Genomic DNA, 23,329 nt, shown 5'->3' on the forward strand with positions numbered 1-23,329 from the left:
TATCGTTACTTTCTAAAGTTTATCGCTAGACGGTCTGGAAAACCATCCCCACAACGCAAACACGCCTGAGATGACCGCCAGAGCAATAGCAGGGCCTAGTGTACCTTCTTGTATAGATAAAACGCTGGCACAGATCACTAAAACGCCGCTCACTGCCAGCAGAAAGTAACTTTTGTGTTGTTGACGCTTGTATTCTAGGTAACGAGCTAACAGTTGTTTCTGTTGTGTGAGCAGGTTTTGCCCCATTTTGAGATTGTCGTATATCAGATCCGGCATCTCTGGAAGCTTTTCCATAAACTCAGGCAAGCGCTCACCGAGCTTGTCTGCGGTGGCTTTTAAACCGGTTTGGGATTTCATCCATTCCTCCAAAAAGGGCTTGGCGGTGGCCCACAAATCGAGCTGAGGGTAGAGCTGACGGCCTAACCCTTCCACGTACAATAAGGTTTTTTGCAGCAGCACCAATTGGGGCTGAACCACGATATCAAAGCGTCTGGCGGTTTTGAACAAGTCTAACAGCACTTGGCCAAAGGATATTTCCGCCAGAGGTTTGTCTGCCAGCGGTCGGCACACCTCTTCAATGGCCGCTTCAAAAGCGCCGATATCAGTTGACGATGATACCCAGCCAGAGCGAATGTAAAGCTGAGCGATGCGCTTATAATCTTGGTTGAAAAACGCCAGAAAGTTACCCGCTAGATAACGCTTGTCCTCTTCACTGAGTTGACCAACGATGCCGCAATCTATGCCTATGTACTGAGGGTCCTCCGGAGTTTCACGACTGACAAAGATGTTGCCCGGGTGCATGTCTGCGTGAAAGAAGTTGTCGCGGAACACTTGGGTGAAAAACACTTCCACACCGCGCTCGGCCAGCAACTTAAAGTTAGTACCCTGAGCTTTTAGTTGCGGGATGTCGGTGACGGGAATGCCATTGATGCGCTCCATTACCAACAAACGTTCGCGGCTGAACTCTGGATAAATGCGCGGTATATAGAGCGCAGGTGAGTCGATGAAGTTGTTTCTGAGCTTGGTGGCGTTTACTGCCTCAAGGCGCAAGTCGAGCTCCGCCATGATGGTTTGACGATAATCTTCTACCACTTCTACAAGACGCAGTCGGTGTGCATCCGGTAGCAAGGCCTGGCCTAATTTAGCGACCGATTGCATCAACTCAATGTCCGCTTTGACGCTCTTTTCCACATTGGGGCGCAGTATCTTGAGTACCACGGGCGCTTCGGTGTGCTTGAGTTTGGCGGTGTGAACTTGGGAAATAGAGGCGCTGGCGAGCGGCTTTGGGTCAAACTCGTCAAATAGGCTGTTAATGCCTGCGCCCAGTTGTTGCTCTATCGCCTCTATGGCCAATTGGCTATCAAAGGGTGGGACTTGGTCTTGCAGCTGACTTAAGTGCTCGGCCCAGTCGTCATCGAGAAGATCGCGACGGGTAGACAGCATCTGTCCGAATTTGATGTGGACCGCGCCAAGGGACTGCATCGCTAGTTTTACTTTCTCAGCGGCTGGCTTGTCGGGGTGTTGGTCTTGTAGCCAAAACAGGCAAGCGCGCAGTGGCGAGAACCACCAAGGCTTTAAGCGCGCGGGTAAAAGCTTGTCCAAGCCGTGATGCAAAGCGGTGGCCAACACCTGATAGGCGCGTTTGACGCTGGCTAAGCTCATTGAGACTCCCTGTAAACTGATGTCTAGCGCGACACCAGCTGTTTTATTTTTTGTTCTAGTGTTGCAGTGGCTTGCTCGAGTTGAGTCACTTGCTGGCGAAATCCGGAAAACTCAGCTTTACCAGGTGCAAGCTTGGCTTCGTCGCTCAGCCAGTTTTTAAGCTGCATGCTGGCACCGCTTTGGAAGCGACTGCCTTTGTGGCGCAGTTCAGCAAACAAGCCGCCGAGCTTATGCGCTGCTGGGTCGCCGACTAAAGCGGCGATGGGCGCTAGCCAGTCGATATCCAAGCGTTTGAGTTGGTTGGCAAAACTTTGCAATACGTTTAGGTCACCAATCAAAGCCACTTGCTCTTGTTTGATAAGTTCCATCAAACGGTTGCCATCGGAAAGGGCCTGCGCTTGGGTAAGCGGCAGGCTTACTGACACATCCGGAGTATCACCGTATTGGCTCAGCAAACTCACTCCATTGGCGCGAGGAATAACGAACAGCGGCCAAGTCAGCTCTTTGAGCTTGAGCTCGATCACTTTGCCGCTTGCCCCTTCAAACAAAGGACCCTGGCCTCTGTGCTGCGCAAGCGCAGTGTTGATGGCGTGTTCTAGTACTTCGCACGCCAAATTGGCAGCTAGCATTAGAACTTATAGCCTCGGTGCAATGCGACTACACCATTGGTCATATTGATGTAATCGGTTTGGTCAAAACCCGCCTCGTCCATCATTTGCTTGAGCGTGTCTTGGTCCGGGTGCATGCGAATCGACTCAGACAGATACTCGTAGCTGCCGGAATCATTGGCGATCATCGACCCCATTTTGGGGATTACTTTGAAGCTGTAGAAGTCGTAAGCCTTTCGCATCATCTCATTGGTTGGCTTGGAGAATTCCAAGATCAACAACTTGCCGCCCGGTTTTAGAACGCGAAGCATAGAGCGCAATGCCGCGTCTTTGTCGGTTACGTTGCGCAGTCCAAAGGCGATAGTAATGATGTCAAATTGGTTATCAGGGAAGGGCAGTGCTTCCGCGTTGGCTTGAACGTAGCGAATATTAGACACAAAACCCTGGTTGCGAAGTTTGTCACGGCCAACTTTCAGCATGGAATCGTTGATGTCAGCCAGAATCACTTGGCCGCTATCGCCAACGATTTGAGAGAACTTAGCGGACAGGTCGCCAGTACCGCCAGCGATGTCGAGGATTTTCATCCCAGGGCGCGCTGCGGCGGATTCAATGGTGAATCGCTTCCACAGACGGTGTACGCCAAAGGACATCACGTCGTTCATAATGTCGTACTTTGAGGCGACCGAGTGGAATACATCGGCGACCAGTTCTTCTTTTTTCTCGCTTTCTACGGTTTTGTAACCGAAGTGGGTTTTGTCTTGCTTATCGTTTGCCATATGGCAAATATCCTTTGGTTTTCCACTTTACTCGAAGGCAAAGAGTGGCGGTAAATTCGTGACTCAAACTTTGCGCATTACATCATATGCACACAATAGAATAAATCTCTTAGCCCGGCTTATTCGCCACAGGTCATGTTTCGACTACGCACAAAGGCCAAAATTAGTTCGGCCAAGGCTTGTCCAACCGAGCGCAGTCCGGCTTGTAACCCCTCCGGTGCGCAAGCCGGTGCCCCTTCGGCAAGGTGCAAATAAGCGACATCCGGTTGGCGTGCTAAGCGGCTGATGCCATACAAGACATCGTTCAGTGGAATACTGGCAATGGTGCTCGCTGACGAGGGCATACCATTGATGACATCCAAATCCACCTCAAGCGCTAACGGTGCCGATTGCGCTAAACAAGCTTCGACCTGCTCAAGTGCCGCCTCCAAGCTTTGCTCGCGACGCTGCCAAATCGATTGATAACTATAGAATTTGGCATTGTGGGCACTCAATTGTTCCAAGCTGGCCTGAGAATTTTTCGATTCGTGCAGTCCGACTACGTGATACTGATCCAGATAACCCTTTTCTGCGGCGTAACTAAAGCCATTGCCGCTGTGGCGCCCCTCTAACGGTCGAAAATCCGAGTGGGGGTCGAAGTTAACACTGTTAACCGCGCGACCTAGGGCTTGTGAACTGGCTTGCAGTAACGGCAGTGCGTTGTTGTGACCGCCACCAATTACGATGGGCGTGATACCGGCTTCAATCACGGGTTGAACCGCACGAGTCACACGGCGATCGAGTTCGGCCACTGCCAGTCTGAGTTGTTCGGTACTGGCTTGTGCGGGCAAGCTCATAGCGTCGATGCTGCCCAGTACCATGATTTCACTGCCATCGAGGAACTGATTTGACTGCAGGTTAGCCAACTGGGTCAGTGCTGCCTGCCAGGCTTGATCCGCGCCGCCGCGGCCTAGGTTGGCGCGCGGGCCGTGATCTTCATTGATGCCTATCAGGGCAAAGCGCACGCCGGAGTCCAACGCCTGGCTTAGAGCCTGTTGCAGATCGGGGCATTGGTTAGACGGGGTGTGCATGCGCTGACCCAAGTGAATTTCGCCCGCTCGAGTTTGGACAAAGTGCTCTAGTGTGTGGCTATTGGCTAGTTGCATATGGCTTCCCTACAACGCAAAACAGGCCGTTAGAACGGCCTGCTGTTTGCTTGATTCAGCTTATTCTATGTCTAGTGGATCTGGTGACAAAATGATACCGGTACTATCGGCATACAAATGGTCATCGGGTAAAAAAGTCACGCCGCCAAAATTGACCGGTACATCGCCCTCACCAAAGCCCAAGCTCTCGGCGCCAACCGGAATAGACGCAATCGCCTGAATGCCTAGTTCGAGGTCTTCCAAGGCGTCGACATCGCGCACACAGCCATAAACTACGACGCCTTCCCAGCCATTTTCTAGTGCCACTTCCGCCAGTTGGGCGTCAAAGATGGCGCGACGCAAGGAACCGCCGCCGTCGATCAACAAGACTCGTCCATTGCCAGGAGTCGCCACCACTTCGCTGATCAAACTTATGTCTTCAAAGCACTTAATGGTTGAAATAGCGCCGCCAAAAGAGGTGATACCACCGAAGTTGGAGAACATTGGCTCCACCACGTCGACGCGCTCTGGGTACATGTCGCAAAGTTCAGAAGTGTTGTATTGCATAAGACGGCTCCGTGCGGGTGTAACACCCATGGTCAAAGGTCGCTGATGGCAAGTATATCGCTGATTTGTAAAAAGGAAAGTACGATTGGCCAGTTATGGGGTGTACTTAGCAACAATGTCGATCAGCGGCTCGCGCGAGCCCTTTTCGGCGCGTAAGCGAGCTAGGTAGGCCTGCCACATATCCGCTTGATTGCGGCCCATATCCAATAGCAATTCCCAAGAATAAATGCCTGAGTCGTGCCCATCGTCAAATACCAACTTCACTGCGTAATGGCCAACCGGCTCGATTTTGTCGATGTTGACCATTTTTTTGTGGGTCACCAAAATCGGATTACCGTGCTGGTGGACTTCCGCAGAAGGCGAGTGGACTCGCAAGAACTCACAGCTGAGTTGGTGCTGCTCGTCGTTATCAAATTGAACTTCCAGAATTCGCGATTGGCGTTTGAGCTTAATCGCCGTGGCTTTTACCGTCATGGTTTCACTCGATTTTTTTGTCTGAGGCTTAAATTGTACGGTGCTATCACTCGGTTAGCCAATTCTAGTGCCTTGATTCGGAAAACCGTGTGAACTCTGCGCAGAAAAGTCGCTAATTTAGTCATTTCTGGTTAAAAGTCAGCGTGAACTACCTCACATAAATCTGCAGCAGCGTTTGTCGAATTGCGTCAGTTAAGGCACTTTTGTGACACCCAAAGCGCAACAAGCACTTAACAAGCACGCAAAGGAATTATGGTTATGGAAGCAACCAATACAGTGTCTTCGACCCAGCTGCTCGCGACCAACAGCGCTGAGCCAAAACCCAGCATATTGCTGGCTGCTATCGTTTTGTTTTTTGCTCTACTCAATTTTTTGCCTTTTGAACAGGGCATTAACCAAGGTTTAGCGCTATTGAGTTTTGCCGCCTTGCTGTGGCTCACCGAAGCCATTCACATCAGTTTGACCGCTATTTTAATCCCCATACTTGCAGTGTTCATGGGAATTTTTGATACCACCAAGGCTCTGAGTAATTTCGCCAACCCTATCATTTACCTGTTCTTTGGTGGCTTTGTGATAGCGGCGGCATTGCACAGCCAAGGAATTGACCGCTTGATTGCCCGCAAAGTGCTTACGCTATCAAAGGGTAATCTCGCCACTGCCTGCTTGGTACTTTTCGGCGTAACCGCAGGCCTTTCCATGTGGATAAGTAACACTGCCACCGCTGCGATGATGTTGCCGCTAGCGTTAGGCATATTGAATCAGCTAGAGGGAGAGAACAAAGGCCGCACCTATGTCTTCGTATTACTCGGTATCGCCTATTCAGCCAACATTGGTGGCATTGGTACTTTGGTTGGCTCGCCGCCTAATGCGATTGCCGCGGCCCAAGCGGGCATCAGTTTTAGTGAATGGCTTGAGTTTGGCTTAATTGCCGTCGTCATCCTTTTGCCTTTGATGTTGTTGGCATTATTTTGGGCGGTGAAACCGGACTTGCAACAAAGGTTCGAGCTTGCGCAAGAGGCCACAGAACTAACCGCATCGGCCAAACTGACTCTACTGATTTTCTTAGCGACAGTAGTTTGCTGGATATTCTCCAAACCGATTGCTCAAGCACTTGGTGGCATCGCTAAATTCGACACCATTGTCGCGCTTTCGGCTGTCGTGCTGCTCGGTGGTCTCAAGCTGGTCGAGTGGAAGAAAATTGAAAACACCACAGATTGGGGCGTGCTGGTGCTATTTGGCGGTGGTCTGACGCTAAGCGGCGCGCTCAAAGCCACAGGCACCAGCGTCTTTTTGGCGCATGGCGTTATGGAGCTATTTGGCTCATTTCACGTGGCGCTGTTTGTTTTGGTGCTCATCTTCTTTGTGATCATGCTGACCGAGTTTGCCTCTAATACCGCAAGCGCTGCCTTGTTAATACCAGTGTTTGCAGCTATTGCTGAGGGGCTTGGAGTGTCGGCGGTAATGCTGTCTGTGATCATTGGTATGGCTGCCTCTTGCGCCTTTATGTTGCCAGTTGCCACGCCACCCAATGCCATTGTCTACGGCTCGGGGTTCATCAAACAAAGTCAAATGATGCGAGTCGGTTTGGCGATCAATCTGTTGGCTCTGGTGGGGCTTTTTGCGATAGCCAATCTGTTCTGGGAGCTCTAACTAGAAGGGTTTATCGCCGGCATTTGGTCAGCGATGAACCAAAAAAAGCCCTCAGATTGGCTGAGGGCTGATGACGCTAGCATAGGTGTTACAGAATTAGGTGTTACAGAATAAAGCGAGATAAATCTTCGTTTTCCACCAGGTTGTTTAGGTGCTGGTTGACGTAGTTGGCATCGATTGTGATGCTTTCATCACCGCGATCACCCGCTGAATAGGAAATCTCTTCCATCAGTTTTTCCATGACAGTGTGCAAACGACGAGCACCGATGTTTTCGGTGGTTTCGTTAACCTGCCAGGCAGCCTCAGCAATACGCGTGATACCGTCTTCGGTGAAGCTCAAACTCACCCCTTCAGTGCCCATCAGAGCCACTTGTTGCTCGGTGAGTGAGGCATCGGGCTCGGTCAAAATGCGCTTGAAGTCGTTGGCAGACAGCGCATCCAACTCAACTCTAATCGGCAGACGACCCTGTAGCTCAGGGATCAAATCCGATGGCTTGGCCATTTGGAACGCACCTGAAGCGATAAACAAAATGTGGTCGGTTTTGACCATGCCGTGCTTGGTGGACACGGTTGAGCCTTCGACCAGTGGCAGCAAGTCGCGTTGCACGCCTTCGCGTGACACGTCAGGACCCGAGGTGTCGCCACGCTTACAAATCTTGTCGATTTCATCGAGGAAAACGATACCGTTTTGCTCAACCAATTCGATGGCTTGCTCTTTTAAGTCATCTTGGTTGACCAGCTTAGCGGCTTCTTCTTCCACCAACTCTTTAAAGGCGTCTTTGATTTTCATGCTGCGACGCTTGGCCGCCGGCTGATTCATGTTAGAGAACATGTTTTGCAGCTGGGAGGTCATCTCTTCCATGCCCGGAGGCGCCATGATCTCCACACCCATCGGCTTTTGCGCGATGTCGATGTCGATGGTTTTGTCGTCTAGCTTGCCCTCGCGCAGCTTTTTGCGAAACGCTTGGCGAGTACTGGAATTACTGGCTTGCTCGTCTTGGCCCCAGTTGTCTTTTGGCGGCGGCAGCAGGGCGTCGAGAATGCGTTCTTCGGCCATTTCTTCGGCGCGGAACTGATGCTTTTTCATTTGCAGCTCGCGAGTCAACTTGACCGCTGAATCGGTGAGATCGCGAATGATCTGCTCAACTTCTTTACCCACATAGCCCACTTCAGTGAACTTAGTCGCTTCCACCTTAATAAAAGGCGCGTTGGCTAGCTTGGCTAAGCGGCGAGCGATTTCGGTTTTACCGACACCGGTGGGGCCGATCATCAAAATGTTCTTTGGGGTCACTTCTTGGCGCAGCTCTTCGTTGAGCTGCATGCGACGCCAGCGGTTGCGCAGTGCAATCGCTACGGCCTTTTTGGCGCCCTGCTGGCCAATGATGTGCTTATCCAACTCGTGGACAATTTCTCTGGGTGTCATTTGCGACATAGTGCTTTCTCTTTTGCTGACAGACGGACTAGTAGTCCAGCTGTTCGATTGTCTTGTGCTGATTGGTGAATACGCAGATATCACCAGCGATGGTCAGTGACTTCTCGGCAATTTCACGAGCGCTGAGTTCGGTATTTTCAAGCAGAGCCAGTGCCGAGGCTTGGGCGTAGTTGCCGCCAGAGCCAATCGCAATCAAGTCGTGCTCAGGCTGAACCACGTCACCATTACCTGTGATGATTAGGCTGGCTTCTTCGTTAGCAACTGCCAACAAGGCTTCGAGTTTGCGTAGCATGCGATCGGTGCGCCAGTCTTTGGCCAGCTCTACCGCGGCCTTGGTGAGATGACCTTGGTGCATTTCTAGTTTGGCTTCAAAGCGTTCGAATAGGGTGAAGGCATCAGCAGTACCGCCGGCGAATCCCGCCAGCACTTTGCCGTTGTAAAGACGTCGAACTTTGCGGGCGTTGCCCTTCATGACGGTGTTGCCTAAGGAGACTTGGCCGTCGCCTGCGATAACCACTTGGTTGTTGCGGCGTACTGAAACTATGGTCGTCACGTGTGTATCCTCATATGGTGTTAGCGACGTGCATGCCGCGTTTAATAACTATATGGGGCAGGACTTTTGGCTTTTCAACCCTAGCTCAGATTTTGATGCTGTTTTGGTGAGGATCCACGCCGTCGCAAAGCTGTGGGCTAGCATCGGCGTGTTTTGTATTAGTGGCGGTTGCCCTGGTTGGCAGTTGCGGGGTTGGTCGTTAACAGCCGCTTAGGTCCAGTACCAGATTTGGCAGCCGTTCATGCCGGCGCGTTGCAGCTTGTGGCGATCTCGCTCGGCTTGGCGCTTGCTGTCGTAGGGGCCTAAGCGCACACGATACCAAATGCCGTTCTTTTGACTTTCGGTGCGTTTGACTTCGGCTTCTAGGCCTTGGAAGGCGATGGTGGCACGCATGGCTTGGGCGTCGTCGCTATTTCTAAAGGAGCCGCACTGCATTTGATAAGGGCGACCCGGTTCGGTTTTCTCTGGCAAGTCCACTTCGACCGACTTTTGTGGCAGTTGGTCGAGATAATCCCAGTTTTCCTGAGGCTTAGGCGGTAAGTTGTCGCTGCCTGCGTTGGATTTAGGCTTGGACGGCAAAACGATGGGATCAGGTTTAGTGGCTATGCTTGGGTCGTCCGCGCTGCCGCTAATCTGATATAGGAAGTAGCCAAAACCTGCGATCAAAACGACCGCAGGGGCAATCTTAAGCCAGGCTGCAGGCTTTGCTGCAGCGCGGGCCGGTTTGTTTCGAGTAGAGGGCTTCTTTTTCTTTGGTCTGCCGCGATTGGCATAGTCCCTTTGGCTCATTGAATTACATGCGCTCCAGCGTTTTGATTCCCAGTAGCTCAAGTCCGGTCTTCAGGGTGCGTTCGGTGAGTTTTGCCAGCTTGAGGCGGCTGTCGCGCGCGCTGGTCTGCTCGGCACTTAGCACAGGGCAAGCTTCGTAGAAGCTTGAGAACACACCCGCCAGCTCAAACAGATATCCACACAATACATGAGGGGTACCCCGCTCGGCTAGTCGATTAATCACTTCCGCGAACTGGGCCAACTTGTTGGCTAGCTCCACTTCTTTCTCTTGCTCAAGGGCAATTGGTGACTGGCTGGCGTCGATGCCAGCTTCGGTGGCTTTGCGCAGAATGTTGCGCACGCGGGTCAGGGCGTATAGCAAGTAAGGCGCAGTGTTACCCTCAAAGCTCAGCATTTGCTCGAAGCTAAAGATGTAATCTGAGCTGCGGTTTTTCGACAAATCGGCGTATTTCACTGAGCCGATACCAACCGCTAACGCGATTTCGCGCAACTCGTCTTCACTCAAATCTGGGTTCTTCGACTTCACTAGCTCAAACGCGCGCTGCTCGGCTTCGTTAAGCAGGTCAATTAACTTAACTGTGTCACCAGAACGGGTTTTAAACGGCTTGCCGTCTTCGCCGTTCATGGTACCAAAGCCCATGTGCTCAAGGCTTAAGCCGTCTTTTACAAAACCGGCTTTGCGAGCCACGCTAAATACTTGCTGAAAGTGCAGGCCTTGGCGTTGGTCAACAAAGTACAGAGCGCGATCGGCGTTTAGCTGATTCTGACGGTAGCGCATTGCGGCTAGGTCAGTGGTGGAGTACAGAAAGCCGCCACCTTGCTTTTGTACGATAACCGGCAGTGGGTCACCGTTTTGGTTCTTAAATTCGTCCAAGAATACGCATTTAGCGCCTTGGTCTTCGGTCAACAAACCTGAGGCTTCTAAGTCGGCCACCACTTGGGCTAAGTCCGGGTTGTAGCTTGACTCACCGCGAACGTCATCACGGGTCAGTTTTACGTTGAGCTTGTCGTACACCTGCTGACAGTGGTCTAGCGAGATTTCGTTAAACTCGCGCCATAAAGCCAAGCAATCTTCATCGCCAGATTGCAGCTCAACCACCAATTCGCGAGCGCGTTTGGCAAAGTCTTCGCTCTCGTCAAAGCGCTTCTTGGCAGCGCGATAGAAGCTTTCTAAGTCCGACAGTGCCATCGAGATTTCGGTGTTTTGCGCACGCATCTCTTCCATGTAGGCCAGCAGCATGCCGAACTGAGTACCCCAATCACCTACGTGGTTTTGGCGAATCACTTTGTGTCCCAAGAACTCAAGGGCGCGGGCAACTGCATCGCCAATGATGGATGAGCGCAGGTGCCCTACGTGCATCTCTTTGGCTAGGTTTGGCGAAGACAAGTCCACCACTATGGTTTGCGACTCAGGCAGTGGCACGCCTAGGTGCTCGTCGTCCAAGGCCGCTTGCAGTTGGTTGGCCAGGGTATTGTCGTCAACGAAGAAGTTGATAAAGCCAGGACCGGCGATCTCCACTTTGGCAATGTGCTCAGAGGCTGGCAGATTGTCGATCAGCAGTTGCGCCAAATCACGTGGTGGTTTTCCTGCCGCTTTGGCGGTCATTAGCGCCAAGTTGGTGGCGAAATCCCCATGGGACTTATCCTTGGTTCGATCCAGCTGCAATCGAGGGGTGAAGTCCGCTGCGATAATGCTCTGATCTTTTAGCTTTGCCAGGCTTTGTTCTAGCAATTCCAGGATGTGTTGTTTCATAGGTGTACAGCCGTATATTTGACAGGAAAATTGAACGTAAAAACGAACCGGCCATTTTAGCAGAATCTTTTGGAATCTGGCTAGCTTAGATCTTGTGGGTCGCGGTCTAGGTTCCAGCGACATTTGCGCGCATACGGCGAGGCTTCGATGTTGGCCAACTCAGCCTCCACGATCGCCTGTAATTGGTTGCGGGTTTGGCTTTGGCATAACAGCTGATAGCGATATTTACCGGCGCGGCGTTCAATGGCGCAGGGCAGGGGTCCTAACAGTTCCATGTCTTGATAGTGGCCCAAGCGCTCGGCGGCAAATTGCAAAAGATTGAGCGCGTCTTGGCTATTGTGAGCCTCGGCTTGAATTTGCAGCATGAACTGCTTGGGTGGCAGTAGTGCTGCACTTCGCTCTTGTAGCAACTCGCGGCTGAGCTCGGTGTAGCCTTGGCTGAGCAGGCCTTGAATCAAAGGGTGCTGGGCTTGATGGGTTTGCAGTAGCACTTCGCCCGGTTTGGAAGCGCGACCGGCGCGTCCTGCTACTTGGGTAATCAGCTGAGCTAAGCGCTCAGGCGCGCGAAAATCGGCGCTAAACAAGGCGCCGTCAACATCCAGCAAAGCCACCAAAGTCACGTCAGGGAAGTGATGGCCTTTGGCCAACATTTGGGTGCCAATCAGCAAACGGTACTTGCCCGAGCGAATGCCTTCTAAGCGTCTTTCTAACTCGCCTTTACGCCGTATGCTGTCGCGATCTATGCGGACCGCGGGATAGTCGCTAAAGCGTTGCGATAAATACTCTTCGAGCTGTTCGGTGCCGACCCCTTGGCCAAATAACAGTGTGGACGAACAGTTGGCGCATTGAATTGGGATAGGCCGAGCATCATCGCAGTGATGACAGTGAATTTCGCCGTTGGCACGGTGAACCGTATAAAAAGCATCACAGCGCTGGCACTCGTGCAAATAACCACACTCGTGACACATTAGCGCCGGCGCATAGCCGCGACGGTTTAAAAACAGCAGCACTTGTTCGCCGGCTTTGAGCTTTTGTTCGATGCGCTCAATTAGCGCAGGTGATAGCCCGGCTTCTAGTTGCGCATGGGTGATATCCACCACACCATTCTTTGGCGGCTTGGCATTACCAGCCCTTTGGGTCAGGCTCAGATGTTGGTAGCGACCATTCAGCGCGTTGTGCAAGGTTTCTAAACTCGGCGTAGCGCTGCCAAGCAGTACAGGTACCCCTTCAAGGTGGGCACGGCGTACCGCCAAATCGCGCGCGTGATAACGCACCCCATCTTGCTGCTTAAACGACAGGTCGTGTTCTTCGTCTAACACAATCAGCCCAGGCCAGCGCATGGGAGTGAATAGCGCCGAGCGAGTACCAATAATTATGGCTGACTCGCCGGTACGGGCTTTCAGCCAAGCGGTTAGGCGTTGCTGAGGTGTCAGTGCCGAGTGCAGCACCGAAATCGGCACCTTAAAGCGACGTTGAAAGCGCGCCAAGGTTTGCGGTGTTAGTCCAATTTCGGGAACCAGCACCAAGACTTGCTTACCTTGCTCAAGCTGAGATTGAATCAGGCTAAGATACACCTCGGTTTTACCCGAGCCTGTGACCCCTTCGAGCAGATAGGGTTGAAAACCACTTCCTTGATTGACCTGTGCTACGGCAATGGCCTGCTCGGTATTAAGTTCAAGCGGCTCTTCGCCCATTTGCAATTGCTCGCGCCAGCTCAGGTCGGGCTGGTAAGGCTTGTCATCGGCTTGGATTAACTGTTTGTCTTGCAGCGCCTTGATAACCGCCTTGGAGAAACCCAATTCACCCAACTCATCATCGCTGTGCTCACGCTCGCTGAGGGCTCGAAGCAGGGCTTGTTGTTGCTTGGCGCGATTGAGCTCGCCCAGATCGAATTCTTGGCCTTGGAGAGTCAGCTGCCAAAAGCGCTCGCTGGCAAGCTCAGCCCTGGCGTCTTGGCGAAGAGCGACGGGTAACGCTTGAGTGAGCATTTGCCCCAGTGGCGCAAAGTAGTAACGCGCCGCCCATTGGCTGAGCTTTAGAAGTGATTCGGGAAACAGCGGCTCAGCGTCGAGCACCTTGAGGTATGGTTTGATTTTTCTGACGTCGAAATCTGGCGTGTCCACGAGACGCGTGACCAAGCCGACTTGAGTTCTAGGCCCAAAGCGCACCAGTACGCGTGCCCCAACCACCGCAGGAGCTTGGCCTGCTGGCACTTGGTAACAGAATACTTGGCGCAAGGGCACGGCGAGTGCGACTTCAACGTATAAGGGCTTGGTCTCTGGCACGGTTTGCTATGGTTATATTTGTGCGAAAACGCTTGAAAAATCAGTCTCCAGTCTAAAGCTTTGTGGTGGAGTGGGCTAGCGATTCAGATTGGAATTGCGATTCCCTAGTTCTAATGGCCGATGCTAAGGCGAAAATGGCCGCAAATTTAAACAGATTTATCTTGAAGCTGTGCTGGGAATGGGATAGTATTCGCGCCCTATTTATTATGTAACCTCGTGTGGTGTCTGGCTTTGGATCAGATGGCGACACGGCCTTAACTGAGGTAACCCCCATGAAAGATGGTATCCATCCTAACTACGTTGACATCAAGGCAACTTGTTCTTGCGGTAACGTAATCGAAACTCGTTCTACTATCGCCAAAGACATCCACTTGGATGTGTGCAGCGCTTGCCACCCTTTCTACACTGGTAAGCAGAAAGTTGCTGACACTGGCGGTCGTGTTGATCGCTTTAAGAAGCGTTTTGGCGCTCTTAGCAGCAAAAAATAAGTCGAATTTCGACTTGTTCACAAAGGCGCCGATTGGCGCCTTTGTCGTTTCTAATCCCCGCTGATCCGACTACTTATCAATTTTCGCTAATTCACCTTGAATTTCCCTCAAGGAAGCGTATCGTAGCGGCAATAACCCCCTATTACCCCAAAGTATTTTTTGCAGGACTGCAGTCATGACAGATTTTCGTCAAAAAGCCCTCGATTATCACGAGTTCCCCGTACCCGGTAAGTACAGTGTTGAGCTAACCAAGCCCGCTGAAACCGCAATGGATCTGTCATTGGCTTATAGTCCTGGTGTTGCTGAGCCGGTTCGCGAAATCGCCGCTAACCCAAACGATGCCTACCGTTACACCAACAAAGGCAACCTGATTGCCGTTATTTCTAACGGTACTGCGATTTTGGGCTTGGGCGATTTGGGCCCATTGGCCTCTAAGCCTGTGATGGAAGGTAAAGCACTACTGTTTAAGCGCTTCGCTAACCTAGATGCCATCGATATCGAAGTAAAACACCGCACAATCGACGAATTTGTTGACACAGTGGCCAATATCGCTGACACCTTTGGCGGCATTAACCTTGAAGACATCAAGGCGCCAGAGTGTTTTGAAATTGAAAAAGCCTTGATTGAGCGCTGCGCTGTGCCGGTTTTTCATGATGACCAACACGGTACCGCGATTGTGACTGCCGCAGGCATGATCAACGCACTGGAGATTCAAGGTAAAAACATCGAAGACGCTATCATCGTTTGTATGGGTGCAGGTGCTGCGGCGACCGCTTGTATGGAACTGTTGATCAAATGCGGTGCGATGCGTGAGAAAATCTACATGCTGGATCGCAAAGGGGTGATTCACACTCGTCGCGACGACATCAACGAATACAAGAAGATGTTCGCCAACAACACCGACAAGCGCACTCTGCAAGACGTGATTGCTGATGCCGATGTTTTTGTTGGTGTATCTGGCCCCGATTTGGTGACCGCCGAAGACATTCAGCTGATGGCCGAAAAGCCAGTGATTTTTGCTTGCTCAAACCCAGATCCAGAGATCAAGCCAGAAGTAGCTCACGCCGCTCGTCAAGACTTGATCATGGGTACCGGTCGCAGCGACTACCCGAACCAGGTCAACAACGTATTGTGCTTCCCGTTTATCTTCCGCGGTGCACTGGACGTTCGCGCTAGCGCGATTAACGACGAGATGAAAGTCGCGGCCGTACACGCTTTGGCCCAGTTGGCCAAAGAGCCGGTATTGCCACAAGTGCTGCAAGCTTACCCAGAAGTGGACTCACTAGAGTTTGGCGCTGACTATGTGCTGCCAAAACCTATGGACCCGCGTTTGCTGCCACGTATCGCCAAAGCCGTGGCCCAAGCGGCTATCGACTCTGGCGTTGCCGGTATCGAAGAGCTGCCAGAGAACTACATGGCTGAGTAATCGCTTAGCACAGATTAAGGCGCCGCAGGGGCGCCTTTTTTGTTCCTTTGCGAGGTTAAATCTGGCTGTGCCCCGCAAGAGTAACCCTTGTAATTTCGTGCGTTTGCGCGACTTTGCGGGTAAACTTAGGCGCGATAATTTTGATTGCAGCATTGGCCTTTTTCGACAGGGCTGATCCTAGGCAGACTAATGAGCTTTTTACCCTTTTCTCGTCCGAGCATGGGCGAGGCAGAAATTAACGCAGTGGCAGAAGTCCTGCGCAGTGGTTGGATTACCACAGGTCCTAAAAACGCCGAGCTTGAGCAAGCGTTCGCCGAAAGCATAGGCGCTGAGCACGCGATTGCAGTTAGTTCAGCGACAGCAGGCATGCACGTCACTCTGCTGGCCTTGGATATCGGCCCCGGCGATGAAGTGATTACCCCGAGTATGACTTGGGTATCCACGGTTAACTTAATTTGTTTGCTGGGTGCCACTCCAGTGTTTGTGGATGTGGATCGCGACACTTTGATGGTGGATGCAGAAACCATAGCGGGCAAAATTACCGACAACACCAAAGCCATCATCCCAGTGCACTACGCCGGTTCTGCGCTGGACTTGGCGCCGCTTCGCGCGTTAGCCAAGCAGCATCAAATCGCACTCATCGAAGACGCGGCTCACAGTGCTGGTACCAGCTATCAAGGCCAGCCGATTGGCGCCTCTGGTACCGCGATTTTCTCCTTCCACGCGATTAAGAACATGACCTGCGCTGAAGGTGGCATGGTGGTGACTGATGATGCCGAGCTTGCACAGCGTGTGCGTCAGCTAAAATTTCATGGGTTAGGGGTGGACGCCTTTGACAGGCAAACCCAAGGGCGCGCACCGCAAGCCGAAGTATTGAGCCCAGGCTTTAAGTACAACCTAGCCGACGTCAACGCGGCCATTGCCCTATGTCAGCTTGAGCGTTTGAGCGAGATAAACCAGCAACGCGCTGAGTTGGCGCAATATTATTTATCCAAGTTGGCAAACGTCGATGGGGTCACACCATTAGCGATTCCTAATGGTTATGATTTCGTGCACGCGTGGCACCTGCTGATTGTTCGAGTAGAAGCCGATGCCTTTGGCATGGACCGCGACCAATTCATGGCGGCCCTAAAGACCAAAGATATTGGTACTGGCATTCACTTTAGAGCAGTGCACACCCAAAAGTATTATCGAGAACGTTTTGGCGATTTGGCGCAAGCCTTGCCAAATAGCCAGTGGAATTCAGAGCGGATTTGTTCTTTACCTCTGTTTCCGGACATGAGTTTGGCGGATGTGGATCGTGTGATCGCTGCCATTAAACAGATTAAGGCGGAACTTTAAGTGTTTTTACATAAAGACATCGAACATTTGTCGGTGGTTATTCCGGTATACAACGAAGCGGATTGTCTACCAGAACTGCTTGAGCGCACTGAAAAGGCTTGTGCTCAGTTAACCTGTCGCTATGAAATCATCATGGTTGACGATGGCAGCCGTGACGGCTCAGCGCAAATGCTGGTGGACGCGGCCAACAAGCCGGGCAGTCCGTTTGTGGCTCTGATGCTTAACCGCAACTACGGCCAGCACAGTGCAATTATGGCGGGCTTTGAAGAAGCCAAGGGTGATTTGATCATCACTCTAGACGCCGACCTGCAAAACCCACCGGAAGAGATTCCACGCCTAGTGGCTGCTGCCAACGAAGGTTATGACGTGGTGGGTACTAAGCGTATGAATCGCCAAGATACGCTGTTTCGTCGCTACTCAAGCCGGATTATCAATAAGTCGGTGCAACGCGCCACCGGTGTGGATATGACCGATTATGGTTGCATGTTGCGCGCTTATCGCCGTCACATCATCGATGCCATGTTGCAGTGTCACGAGCGCTCCACTTTTATTCCAGTTCTGGCCAACAGCTTTGCCCGCCGCACCACGGAAATTCAAGTGGGCCACAACGAGCGCGAGCACGGCGATTCTAAGTACAACTTCATGCGCCTTATCAACCTGATGTTTGATTTGGTGACCTGTATGACCACAGCGCCGCTTCGTTTGTTGTCACTAGCCGGAGGCGCGATTGCCGCCTTAGGCCTGTTATTTGGCATGCTGTTGCTACTTCTTCGCCTAGTTCTTGGTGCCGAGTGGGCCGGCGATGGTGTGTTCACCCTGTTTGCCTTCTTGTTCATGTTTATCGGCGCCCAGTTCGTCGGTATGGGACTGCTAGGGGAATACATAGGCCGTATTTATAGCGATGTGCGAGCCCGTCCTCGTTACTTTATTCAACAAATTATTCGAGCGCCTCAGGAATCCAGCGATTCCGACAGCGAGCGCGAGTCACAACAAGCATAGGAATAAGCATGAAAGCGATTGTATTTGCGTATCATGATATTGGCTGCGAAGGTATTCGCCGCCTGTTAGACGCTGGCATTCAAGTCGAGGCCATCTTCACTCACGTGGATGACCCAACGGAAAACCGCTTTTTTGAGTCGGTGGCCGAGTTAGCCGCCGAGCGCGGTATTACTGTTTACGCACCAGAAGACGTGAACCACCCAATTTGGGTGGAGCGCATCGCTCAAATCGAGCCTGATTTCATTTTCTCATTCTACTACCGCAACTTGTTGTCACAGGCGGTATTGGACTGTGCCAAAGTAGCGGCGCTGAACCTGCACGGTTCATTGCTTCCGCGCTACCGCGGTCGCGTACCGGCCAACTGGGCGATCCTTAACGGTGAAACCGAGACTGGCGTTACTTTGCACAAGATGACGGTTAAGCCAGATGCGGGTGATATCGCTGCCCAGCAAAAAGTGGCCATTGAGCCGCAGGACAACGCCAAAGACTTGCACGCCAAGCTTAAACTCGCCGCTGGTGAGCTGCTGGCTGACACTTTGCCTAAGCTAATCGCTGGCAAGGTTAGCTACACCGCTCAAGACGAGTCGCAAGCCACTTATTTCGGCGGTCGTCGCCCAGAAGACGGCGAGCTGCAGTGGAGCAAGAGTGCTAATGAACTGCACAACTTGGTGCGCGCGGTAACTAAGCCGTACCCGGGTGCCTTTACCTTTACCGGTGAGCGCAAGAGCCTGGTGTGGAAATCCACCGTTGTCGAGCAAAACTCGGACGCAGCACCAGGGACTATCGTTAACGCCTCCCCACTACAAGTGGCCTGTAAAGAAGGCTTACTGCAAATCGACGCGGGTCAAACCGAATCGGGTTTGTACGTCAACGGCGAGCAGTTAGCTCGTGAAATGAACCTAGTTGAAGGCATGCGCTTTGGCCCGAAAGCCTCATCTCAGTTGAACTTGGATCGCAAGACCAAGGTACTTATTCTGGGTGTGAACGGCTTTATCGGTAACCACTTAACCGAGCGCCTGTTGGCCGATGGAAACTTTGAAGTTTACGGTTTGGATATTGGCTCAAGTGCGATTGAGCGCTTGATGGATCACCCAGATTTCCACTTTGTTGAAGGTGATATTTCGATTCACACCGAGTGGATTGAGTACCACATCAAGAAGTGCGACGTGATCTTGCCGCTGGTGGCGATTGCTACTCCAATCGAATACACCCGTAACCCGCTGCGCGTGTTCGAGTTGGATTTCGAAGAGAACCTGCGCATCGTTCGCTACTGTGTGAAGTACAACAAGCGCATCATCTTCCCATCCACCTCTGAGGTGTATGGCATGTGTGACGAGCCAGACTTTGACGAAGATAAGTCTAAGCTGATCGTTGGTCCTATTAGCAAACAGCGTTGGATCTACTCGGTATCTAAGCAACTGCTGGACCGCGTGATTTGGGCCTACGGTAAGAAAGAAGGCCTTAAGTTCACTCTGTTCCGCCCGTTTAACTGGATGGGCCCCCGCCTAGATAGCTTGAACTCAGCCCGTATTGGTAGCTCACGCGCTATTACTCAGCTGATTTTGAATCTGGTTGAAGGTACGCCTATCAAGCTGGTTGACGGTGGTGAACAGAAGCGTTGCTTTACCGACATCGAAGACGGTATCGAAGCACTATTCCGCATAGTTGCTAACAAGGACAACCTGTGTGATGGCCAGATCATCAACATTGGTGCCCCTGAAAACGAAGCCTCAATTAAGCACATGGCCGAAGTGCTGCTGGAGAAATTTGAAGCGCACCCATTGCGCGACCAATTCCCTCCGTTTGCCGGCTTTAAAGTGGTGGAAAGCCACAGCTTTTACGGTGACGGCTACCAAGACGTGTCACACCGCAAGCCAAGCATTCGCAACGCTAAGCGTTTGATCGATTGGGAGCCAACCCATAGCATGGAAACTACCATCGAGAAGACGCTAAACTTCTTCTTAGACAGCGCGGTAGACGAGAAGTAGGCTTTCAATTATTAGCGGAGGACAAGCATGACCGAACCGACTTTGGTGGGTTTGCGAATTGATGTCGATACGTTTAAGGGCACCCGCGAAGGGGTGCCCAAACTTCTAGAAATACTGGCCCGGCATCAAATCCAGGCCAGTTTTTTCTTTTCGGTAGGCCCGGATAACATGGGCCGTCACGTGTGGCGTTTATTAAAACCTAAATTCCTGTGGAAGATGCTGCGATCGAATGCTGTGGGTCTCTACGGGTTAGATATTTTGCTTTGCGGTACCTTTTGGCCCGGCCCTCAAATTGGTCAGCGCTTGCGCGATACCATCAAATCGGCGGCTGAACCACAACCTCAGGGGATGCACGAGATAGGCCTGCACGCCTGGGATCATCAAGCCTGGCAGGCGCGCATTGAGCGTTGGTCTGATGACGAGCTTCGCCAGCAGATTAAACTGGGCGTCGACACCCTTGAAGACATTATCGGTCGCAAGGTGGACTGCTCAGCCGTCGCCGGTTGGCGCGCCGATCCTCGCACCTTGGACATCAAGCAAGAATTTGGCTTTCGCTATAACTCAGATTGTCGCGGTGACCAGTTGTTTGAGCCTGTGCTTGGCGATGGCAGCGTGGGCGCACCGCAAGTGCCGGTGAATCTGCCGACCTATGATGAGATTGTGGGCCAGAAAATCCCAGAAGAGGCATTCAACCAAACTATTCTGGATAGCATAGTGCCGGGGCAGTTTCACTGCTATACCATTCATGCTGAAGTGGAAGGTGGTATCAAAGCCGACCTATTTGAGCAACTACTGGAAGAGGCTAAGGCGCGCAATATTCAGTTTGTACCCCTAGGGCAGCTGGTAGAAGCGCAAACCGAGTTCAGACAAGACCGTTTGGTCACTGGGCCACTAGAAGGCCGCGAGGGCTGGGTGGGTTGGCAAGCCTCCGCCCTTGAAACACAATAGCTTAAGAGCATTACTCCAAAGAGCAATAACAAGGCAAAACAATGCAGGCATTAAAAAATCGCTTTGGCTGGTTGTTAGTAGCAGGGTTTATTCTGCTGTATTTGGTTCCATTGGGGCAGCGTCCGCTATGGGAGCCCGACGAAACTCGCTATGGCGAAATTAGTCGTGAAATGGTGGAAACCGGTAACTGGGTCGCCCCTCAGTTTTTAGAGCTTCGCTATTTCGAAAAGCCAATCATGGGCTATTGGATGAACGCCGTAAGCTTGATGACCTTCGGTGACAATGCCTTTGCGGTACGCTTTATGTCGGCGATGGCCGCGGCAGGTTCAGCGGTGCTGATATTTTGGCTAACCCTACGAGTATTGCAATGCCGACGCACCGCCTTGTTAGCGTCAGGCATTTTCTTATCCAGTTTCATCGTGTTCATGATTGGCACCTACTCGACGCTCGATTCCATGTTGAGCTTCTGGGTGACCGCTGCCTTTGTGTGTTTTTATTGGTTGTTGGAGGCCAGTAATGCGCGCTCTAGGGCAATTCGCTACGCCTTGTTTGGAATCTTTTGCGGTGCGGCCTTTCTCACCAAAGGCTTTGTGGCGTTAGCCATTCCTGTGGTGGCGTTGGTGCCCTTTATGATAGTGCAGGGGCGCTTACTGGAGCTGATTAAATTTGGACCGATTGCTGTATTGGCGGCCGGATTGGTGAGCCTGCCTTGGGCGATTGCGGTTCACTTGCAACAACCGGATTACTGGAACTACTTCTTCTGGGAAGAGCACATTCGACGCTTTAGCGCGGATGATGCTCAGCACAAAGCGCCGTTCTGGTTTTATGTGCCTTGGTTGTTGTTGGGAGCCTTGCCTTGGACGGGCGCGGCCATTGCAGCAATTAAGAGTAAGCCTTGGCAAATCAACAAAGACTTTGCTTGGTACCTGCTGTTCTGGGCTTTGATGCCGTTTTTGCTGTTCTCTTATGCCAAGGGCAAGTTGCCGACTTACATTCTGCCTTGCTTTGCACCGCTGGCCATCATGCTGGCGATGGGGCTAAACCGTTATCTTGATCAAATCAAAGAGCAAACTCAGTCGCTGCTTAAGTGGGCCGGTTGGATCAACTTGGTGTTCTCGGGTTTGCTGTTGGTTGCATTGGTACTAGCGATGCTGGGCATTATCGGAAAAGCCCCTCTCTATGGCTTGTCTGAAATTCCGAAAATGGTGCTGGGCTTGTTGGTGTTTGGCAGCTGGGCGGCGTTGTCACTGGCGCTAATCAAAAACTCAACAGACAAGCCCCTGCTCAAGCTGGGCCTAATGCCTGTGATGTTTATGTTGCTCGTCCCTTTCTTAGCGCCCCAGTCGGTGGTGGATACCAAAGCACCCGGTGATTTCATTAACAACATGAAGCCGTACCTCAACGACGACACTCGAGTGATTTCGCAAGAGGTAGGGTTAGCTGGCTCTTTGGCCTGGCACTTGTCTCGCAGCGATATTGACCTGTGGGGTAAAACCGGTGAGCTCAGTTACGGTGTAGGTCAAGACGACAGCCAACATCGACTGATTGCCAACGAGGCGATAGCGCTAGAGATTGCCGAGTCGCTAAAAGATGGTGATGTGGCGGTATTCATGCGTCGTCGCGAGCGTCCGACTCTCGAGGAGATTCCAGCGCCCGATCAGGAGTTCCGTCAAGGCCGTTACTGGTTGTTCTTGTACCAAGGGTCGCAGTAATGTGGCCCTGGCTATGGATTGGCCTGTCGATATCCCTGACTTGTTTGGGCCAAATAGCACAAAAGCAGGCGGTGACAGCGTTTGCGCGCATGCCTGCTGAAACGCCTTTGCGCGCCAAGCTACTGCATCCTTGGCTTATCACGGCGCTGTTTGCGTTGGGGTTCGGCGCGCTATTTTGGCTATTGGTGCTGCACGTCTGGCCAGTCGGCCAAGCCTACCCCTTGTTGGCCACCAACTTTGTTCTGATGCTTCTGATTGCCCGTTTTGGCTTTAAAGAAACAGTGAATAAGCGTCGCTGGTTAGGCGGAGGCTTGGTCGCTGCGGGTATAGTGTGCATGGGGCTGACGCTATGAGCGCTTCAAGAGGTTACGCATTTGCACTAGCTAGCATAGCGCTGGTGAGCTTTGCGCAGCTGGCGATGAAGTGGGGCATGAGCCTGCTTCCGGCGCAGTGGGACTGGCTGCAGCAACCGGCGCTTTATACCGAGCAACTAGGCGCTGCTGCCTGGGTGCTGGCCGGGCTATTGGCATACTTGGGTTCAATGGCAGCATGGATGGGGGTGCTGGCCAATTTGCCCTTGTCCAAAGCCTATCCTATGTTGGGCATTAGCTACGCATTAGTGTATCTGATTGCGGTTAGCTCACCTTGGTTTGAGCAGACTTATAGTCATGGTGCAGCGATTGGCATTGGCCTAATCTTAGTGGGGGTTGGCTTGTGCAACGCACCGGATGCTAACAGAGTCGCTGACTAGCAA

The 23,329-nt window shown here is 52.1% G+C and carries 21 protein-coding genes; 10 read left to right on the forward strand and 11 right to left on the reverse strand.

All coding sequences use genetic code 11. The annotated features are described in order from the left end of the window. Positions 1-12: 12 nt before the first annotated feature. The 6 genes from ubiB to CLC93_RS04350 all read right to left on the reverse strand — a co-directional run bounded on the left by ubiB (position 13) and on the right by CLC93_RS04350 (position 5,211). Positions 13-1,662, reverse strand: a complete 1,650-nt coding sequence (ubiB, locus tag CLC93_RS04325; protein ID WP_095504721.1) for a ubiquinone biosynthesis regulatory protein kinase UbiB — start codon at positions 1,660-1,662, stop codon at positions 13-15. 23 nt (positions 1,663-1,685) lie between these two features. Continuing rightward, positions 1,686-2,291: a ubiquinone biosynthesis accessory factor UbiJ gene (locus tag CLC93_RS04330; RefSeq protein ID WP_095504722.1), complete on the reverse strand. Its 606-nt coding sequence runs from the start codon at positions 2,289-2,291 to the stop codon at positions 1,686-1,688. After that, positions 2,291-3,046, reverse strand: coding sequence for a bifunctional demethylmenaquinone methyltransferase/2-methoxy-6-polyprenyl-1,4-benzoquinol methylase UbiE (gene ubiE, locus CLC93_RS04335; RefSeq protein WP_095504723.1), 756 nt, complete (start codon positions 3,044-3,046; stop codon positions 2,291-2,293). Before ubiE ends, CLC93_RS04330 begins: the two co-directional genes overlap by 1 nt. Positions 3,047-3,165: 119 nt before the next feature. Continuing rightward, positions 3,166-4,191, reverse strand: a complete 1,026-nt coding sequence (locus CLC93_RS04340; protein WP_095504724.1) for a formimidoylglutamase — start codon at positions 4,189-4,191, stop codon at positions 3,166-3,168. 60 nt (positions 4,192-4,251) lie between these two features. Next, positions 4,252-4,737, reverse strand: a complete 486-nt coding sequence (rraA, locus tag CLC93_RS04345; protein ID WP_095504725.1) for a ribonuclease E activity regulator RraA — start codon at positions 4,735-4,737, stop codon at positions 4,252-4,254. 93 nt (positions 4,738-4,830) lie between these two features. After that, positions 4,831-5,211: a gamma-butyrobetaine hydroxylase family protein gene (locus CLC93_RS04350; protein WP_095504726.1), complete on the reverse strand. Its 381-nt coding sequence runs from the start codon at positions 5,209-5,211 to the stop codon at positions 4,831-4,833. A 258-nt stretch (positions 5,212-5,469) separates the two neighbouring features. Between CLC93_RS04350 and CLC93_RS04355 the strand changes: the two genes are divergently transcribed. Beyond that, the gene (locus CLC93_RS04355) at positions 5,470-6,861 is read left to right on the forward strand and encodes an SLC13 family permease (protein WP_095504727.1); all 1,392 of its coding nucleotides are present in this window, start codon (positions 5,470-5,472) and stop codon (positions 6,859-6,861) included. 103 nt (positions 6,862-6,964) lie between these two features. Here the strand turns inward: CLC93_RS04355 and hslU are convergent, their stop codons facing one another. The 5 genes from hslU to priA all read right to left on the reverse strand — a co-directional run bounded on the left by hslU (position 6,965) and on the right by priA (position 13,673). After that, a complete protein-coding gene (gene hslU / locus CLC93_RS04360) occupies positions 6,965-8,293 on the reverse strand; it encodes an ATP-dependent protease ATPase subunit HslU (protein WP_095504728.1) in 1,329 nt (442 codons plus the stop codon). A gap of 28 nt (positions 8,294-8,321) precedes the next feature. Continuing rightward, positions 8,322-8,846, reverse strand: coding sequence for an ATP-dependent protease subunit HslV (hslV, locus tag CLC93_RS04365; RefSeq protein ID WP_095504729.1), 525 nt, complete (start codon positions 8,844-8,846; stop codon positions 8,322-8,324). Positions 8,847-9,056: 210 nt separating this feature from the next. Next, complete coding sequence (locus tag CLC93_RS04370) at positions 9,057-9,635, reverse strand: SPOR domain-containing protein (RefSeq protein WP_095504730.1); 579 nt, start codon at positions 9,633-9,635, stop codon at positions 9,057-9,059. Between the two features lie 4 nt (positions 9,636-9,639). After that, complete coding sequence (gene argS, locus CLC93_RS04375) at positions 9,640-11,388, reverse strand: arginine--tRNA ligase (RefSeq protein ID WP_095504731.1); 1,749 nt, start codon at positions 11,386-11,388, stop codon at positions 9,640-9,642. Positions 11,389-11,468: 80 nt separating this feature from the next. After that, entirely contained in the window at positions 11,469-13,673 is a 2,205-nt protein-coding gene (priA, locus tag CLC93_RS04380) for a primosomal protein N' (RefSeq protein WP_095504732.1), read from the reverse strand. 272 nt (positions 13,674-13,945) lie between these two features. Between priA and rpmE the strand changes: the two genes are divergently transcribed. From rpmE to arnF, 9 genes are all read left to right on the forward strand, one after another. Beyond that, complete coding sequence (rpmE, locus tag CLC93_RS04385) at positions 13,946-14,161, forward strand: 50S ribosomal protein L31 (protein ID WP_095505016.1); 216 nt, start codon at positions 13,946-13,948, stop codon at positions 14,159-14,161. A 175-nt stretch (positions 14,162-14,336) separates the two neighbouring features. Next, positions 14,337-15,587, forward strand: coding sequence for a malic enzyme-like NAD(P)-binding protein (locus CLC93_RS04390; protein WP_095504733.1), 1,251 nt, complete (start codon positions 14,337-14,339; stop codon positions 15,585-15,587). 189 nt (positions 15,588-15,776) lie between these two features. After that, on the forward strand, positions 15,777-16,928 hold the full coding sequence (gene arnB, locus CLC93_RS04395; protein WP_095504734.1) for a UDP-4-amino-4-deoxy-L-arabinose aminotransferase: 1,152 nt from the start codon (positions 15,777-15,779) through the stop codon (positions 16,926-16,928). Next, positions 16,929-17,927 (forward strand): undecaprenyl-phosphate 4-deoxy-4-formamido-L-arabinose transferase, encoded by a 999-nt coding sequence (gene arnC / locus CLC93_RS04400; protein ID WP_095504735.1) that lies wholly within the window; start codon positions 16,929-16,931, stop codon positions 17,925-17,927. It abuts the gene before it with no gap. An 8-nt stretch (positions 17,928-17,935) separates the two neighbouring features. After that, entirely contained in the window at positions 17,936-19,915 is a 1,980-nt protein-coding gene (gene arnA, locus CLC93_RS04405; RefSeq protein WP_095504736.1) for a bifunctional UDP-4-amino-4-deoxy-L-arabinose formyltransferase/UDP-glucuronic acid oxidase ArnA, read from the forward strand. A 27-nt stretch (positions 19,916-19,942) separates the two neighbouring features. Then, positions 19,943-20,863 carry a 4-deoxy-4-formamido-L-arabinose-phosphoundecaprenol deformylase gene (arnD, locus tag CLC93_RS04410; RefSeq protein ID WP_095504737.1) on the forward strand — a complete coding sequence of 307 codons (921 nt, stop codon included), beginning with the start codon at positions 19,943-19,945 and terminating at the stop codon, positions 20,861-20,863. Between the two features lie 41 nt (positions 20,864-20,904). After that, positions 20,905-22,575, forward strand: coding sequence for a lipid IV(A) 4-amino-4-deoxy-L-arabinosyltransferase (gene arnT / locus CLC93_RS04415; RefSeq protein ID WP_095504738.1), 1,671 nt, complete (start codon positions 20,905-20,907; stop codon positions 22,573-22,575). After that, positions 22,575-22,928 carry an EamA family transporter gene (locus tag CLC93_RS04420; RefSeq protein WP_095504739.1) on the forward strand — a complete coding sequence of 118 codons (354 nt, stop codon included), beginning with the start codon at positions 22,575-22,577 and terminating at the stop codon, positions 22,926-22,928. Before arnT ends, CLC93_RS04420 begins: the two co-directional genes overlap by 1 nt. After that, positions 22,925-23,326, forward strand: a complete 402-nt coding sequence (gene arnF, locus CLC93_RS04425; protein ID WP_095504740.1) for a 4-amino-4-deoxy-L-arabinose-phosphoundecaprenol flippase subunit ArnF — start codon at positions 22,925-22,927, stop codon at positions 23,324-23,326. The genes CLC93_RS04420 and arnF overlap by 4 nt, the downstream gene beginning before the upstream one ends. Positions 23,327-23,329 lie beyond the last annotated feature (3 nt).

It is taken from the genome of Paraferrimonas sedimenticola, assembly GCF_002282855.1.
Classification (GTDB): Bacteria; Pseudomonadota; Gammaproteobacteria; order Enterobacterales; family Shewanellaceae; genus Paraferrimonas; species Paraferrimonas sedimenticola.

Excerpts from the sequence above, each read along its gene's own strand:
- ubiB (WP_095504721.1), bottom strand. The coding sequence starts at position 1,662 with ATGAGCTTAGCCAGCGTCAAACGCGCCTATCAGGTGTTGGCCACCGCT.
- CLC93_RS04330 (WP_095504722.1), bottom strand. The coding sequence starts at position 2,291 with ATGCTAGCTGCCAATTTGGCGTGCGAAGTACTAGAACACGCCATCAAC.
- ubiE (WP_095504723.1), bottom strand. The coding sequence starts at position 3,046 with ATGGCAAACGATAAGCAAGACAAAACCCACTTCGGTTACAAAACCGTA.
- CLC93_RS04340 (WP_095504724.1), bottom strand. The coding sequence starts at position 4,191 with ATGCAACTAGCCAATAGCCACACACTAGAGCACTTTGTCCAAACTCGA.
- rraA (WP_095504725.1), bottom strand. The coding sequence starts at position 4,737 with ATGCAATACAACACTTCTGAACTTTGCGACATGTACCCAGAGCGCGTC.
- CLC93_RS04350 (WP_095504726.1), bottom strand. The coding sequence starts at position 5,211 with ATGACGGTAAAAGCCACGGCGATTAAGCTCAAACGCCAATCGCGAATT.
- CLC93_RS04355 (WP_095504727.1), top strand. The coding sequence starts at position 5,470 with ATGGAAGCAACCAATACAGTGTCTTCGACCCAGCTGCTCGCGACCAAC.
- hslU (WP_095504728.1), bottom strand. The coding sequence starts at position 8,293 with ATGTCGCAAATGACACCCAGAGAAATTGTCCACGAGTTGGATAAGCAC.
- CLC93_RS04370 (WP_095504730.1), bottom strand. The coding sequence starts at position 9,635 with ATGAGCCAAAGGGACTATGCCAATCGCGGCAGACCAAAGAAAAAGAAG.
- argS (WP_095504731.1), bottom strand. The coding sequence starts at position 11,388 with ATGAAACAACACATCCTGGAATTGCTAGAACAAAGCCTGGCAAAGCTA.
- rpmE (WP_095505016.1), top strand. The coding sequence starts at position 13,946 with ATGAAAGATGGTATCCATCCTAACTACGTTGACATCAAGGCAACTTGT.
- CLC93_RS04390 (WP_095504733.1), top strand. The coding sequence starts at position 14,337 with ATGACAGATTTTCGTCAAAAAGCCCTCGATTATCACGAGTTCCCCGTA.
- arnB (WP_095504734.1), top strand. The coding sequence starts at position 15,777 with ATGAGCTTTTTACCCTTTTCTCGTCCGAGCATGGGCGAGGCAGAAATT.
- arnA (WP_095504736.1), top strand. The coding sequence starts at position 17,936 with ATGAAAGCGATTGTATTTGCGTATCATGATATTGGCTGCGAAGGTATT.
- arnD (WP_095504737.1), top strand. The coding sequence starts at position 19,943 with ATGACCGAACCGACTTTGGTGGGTTTGCGAATTGATGTCGATACGTTT.
- arnT (WP_095504738.1), top strand. The coding sequence starts at position 20,905 with ATGCAGGCATTAAAAAATCGCTTTGGCTGGTTGTTAGTAGCAGGGTTT.
- CLC93_RS04420 (WP_095504739.1), top strand. The coding sequence starts at position 22,575 with ATGTGGCCCTGGCTATGGATTGGCCTGTCGATATCCCTGACTTGTTTG.
- arnF (WP_095504740.1), top strand. The coding sequence starts at position 22,925 with ATGAGCGCTTCAAGAGGTTACGCATTTGCACTAGCTAGCATAGCGCTG.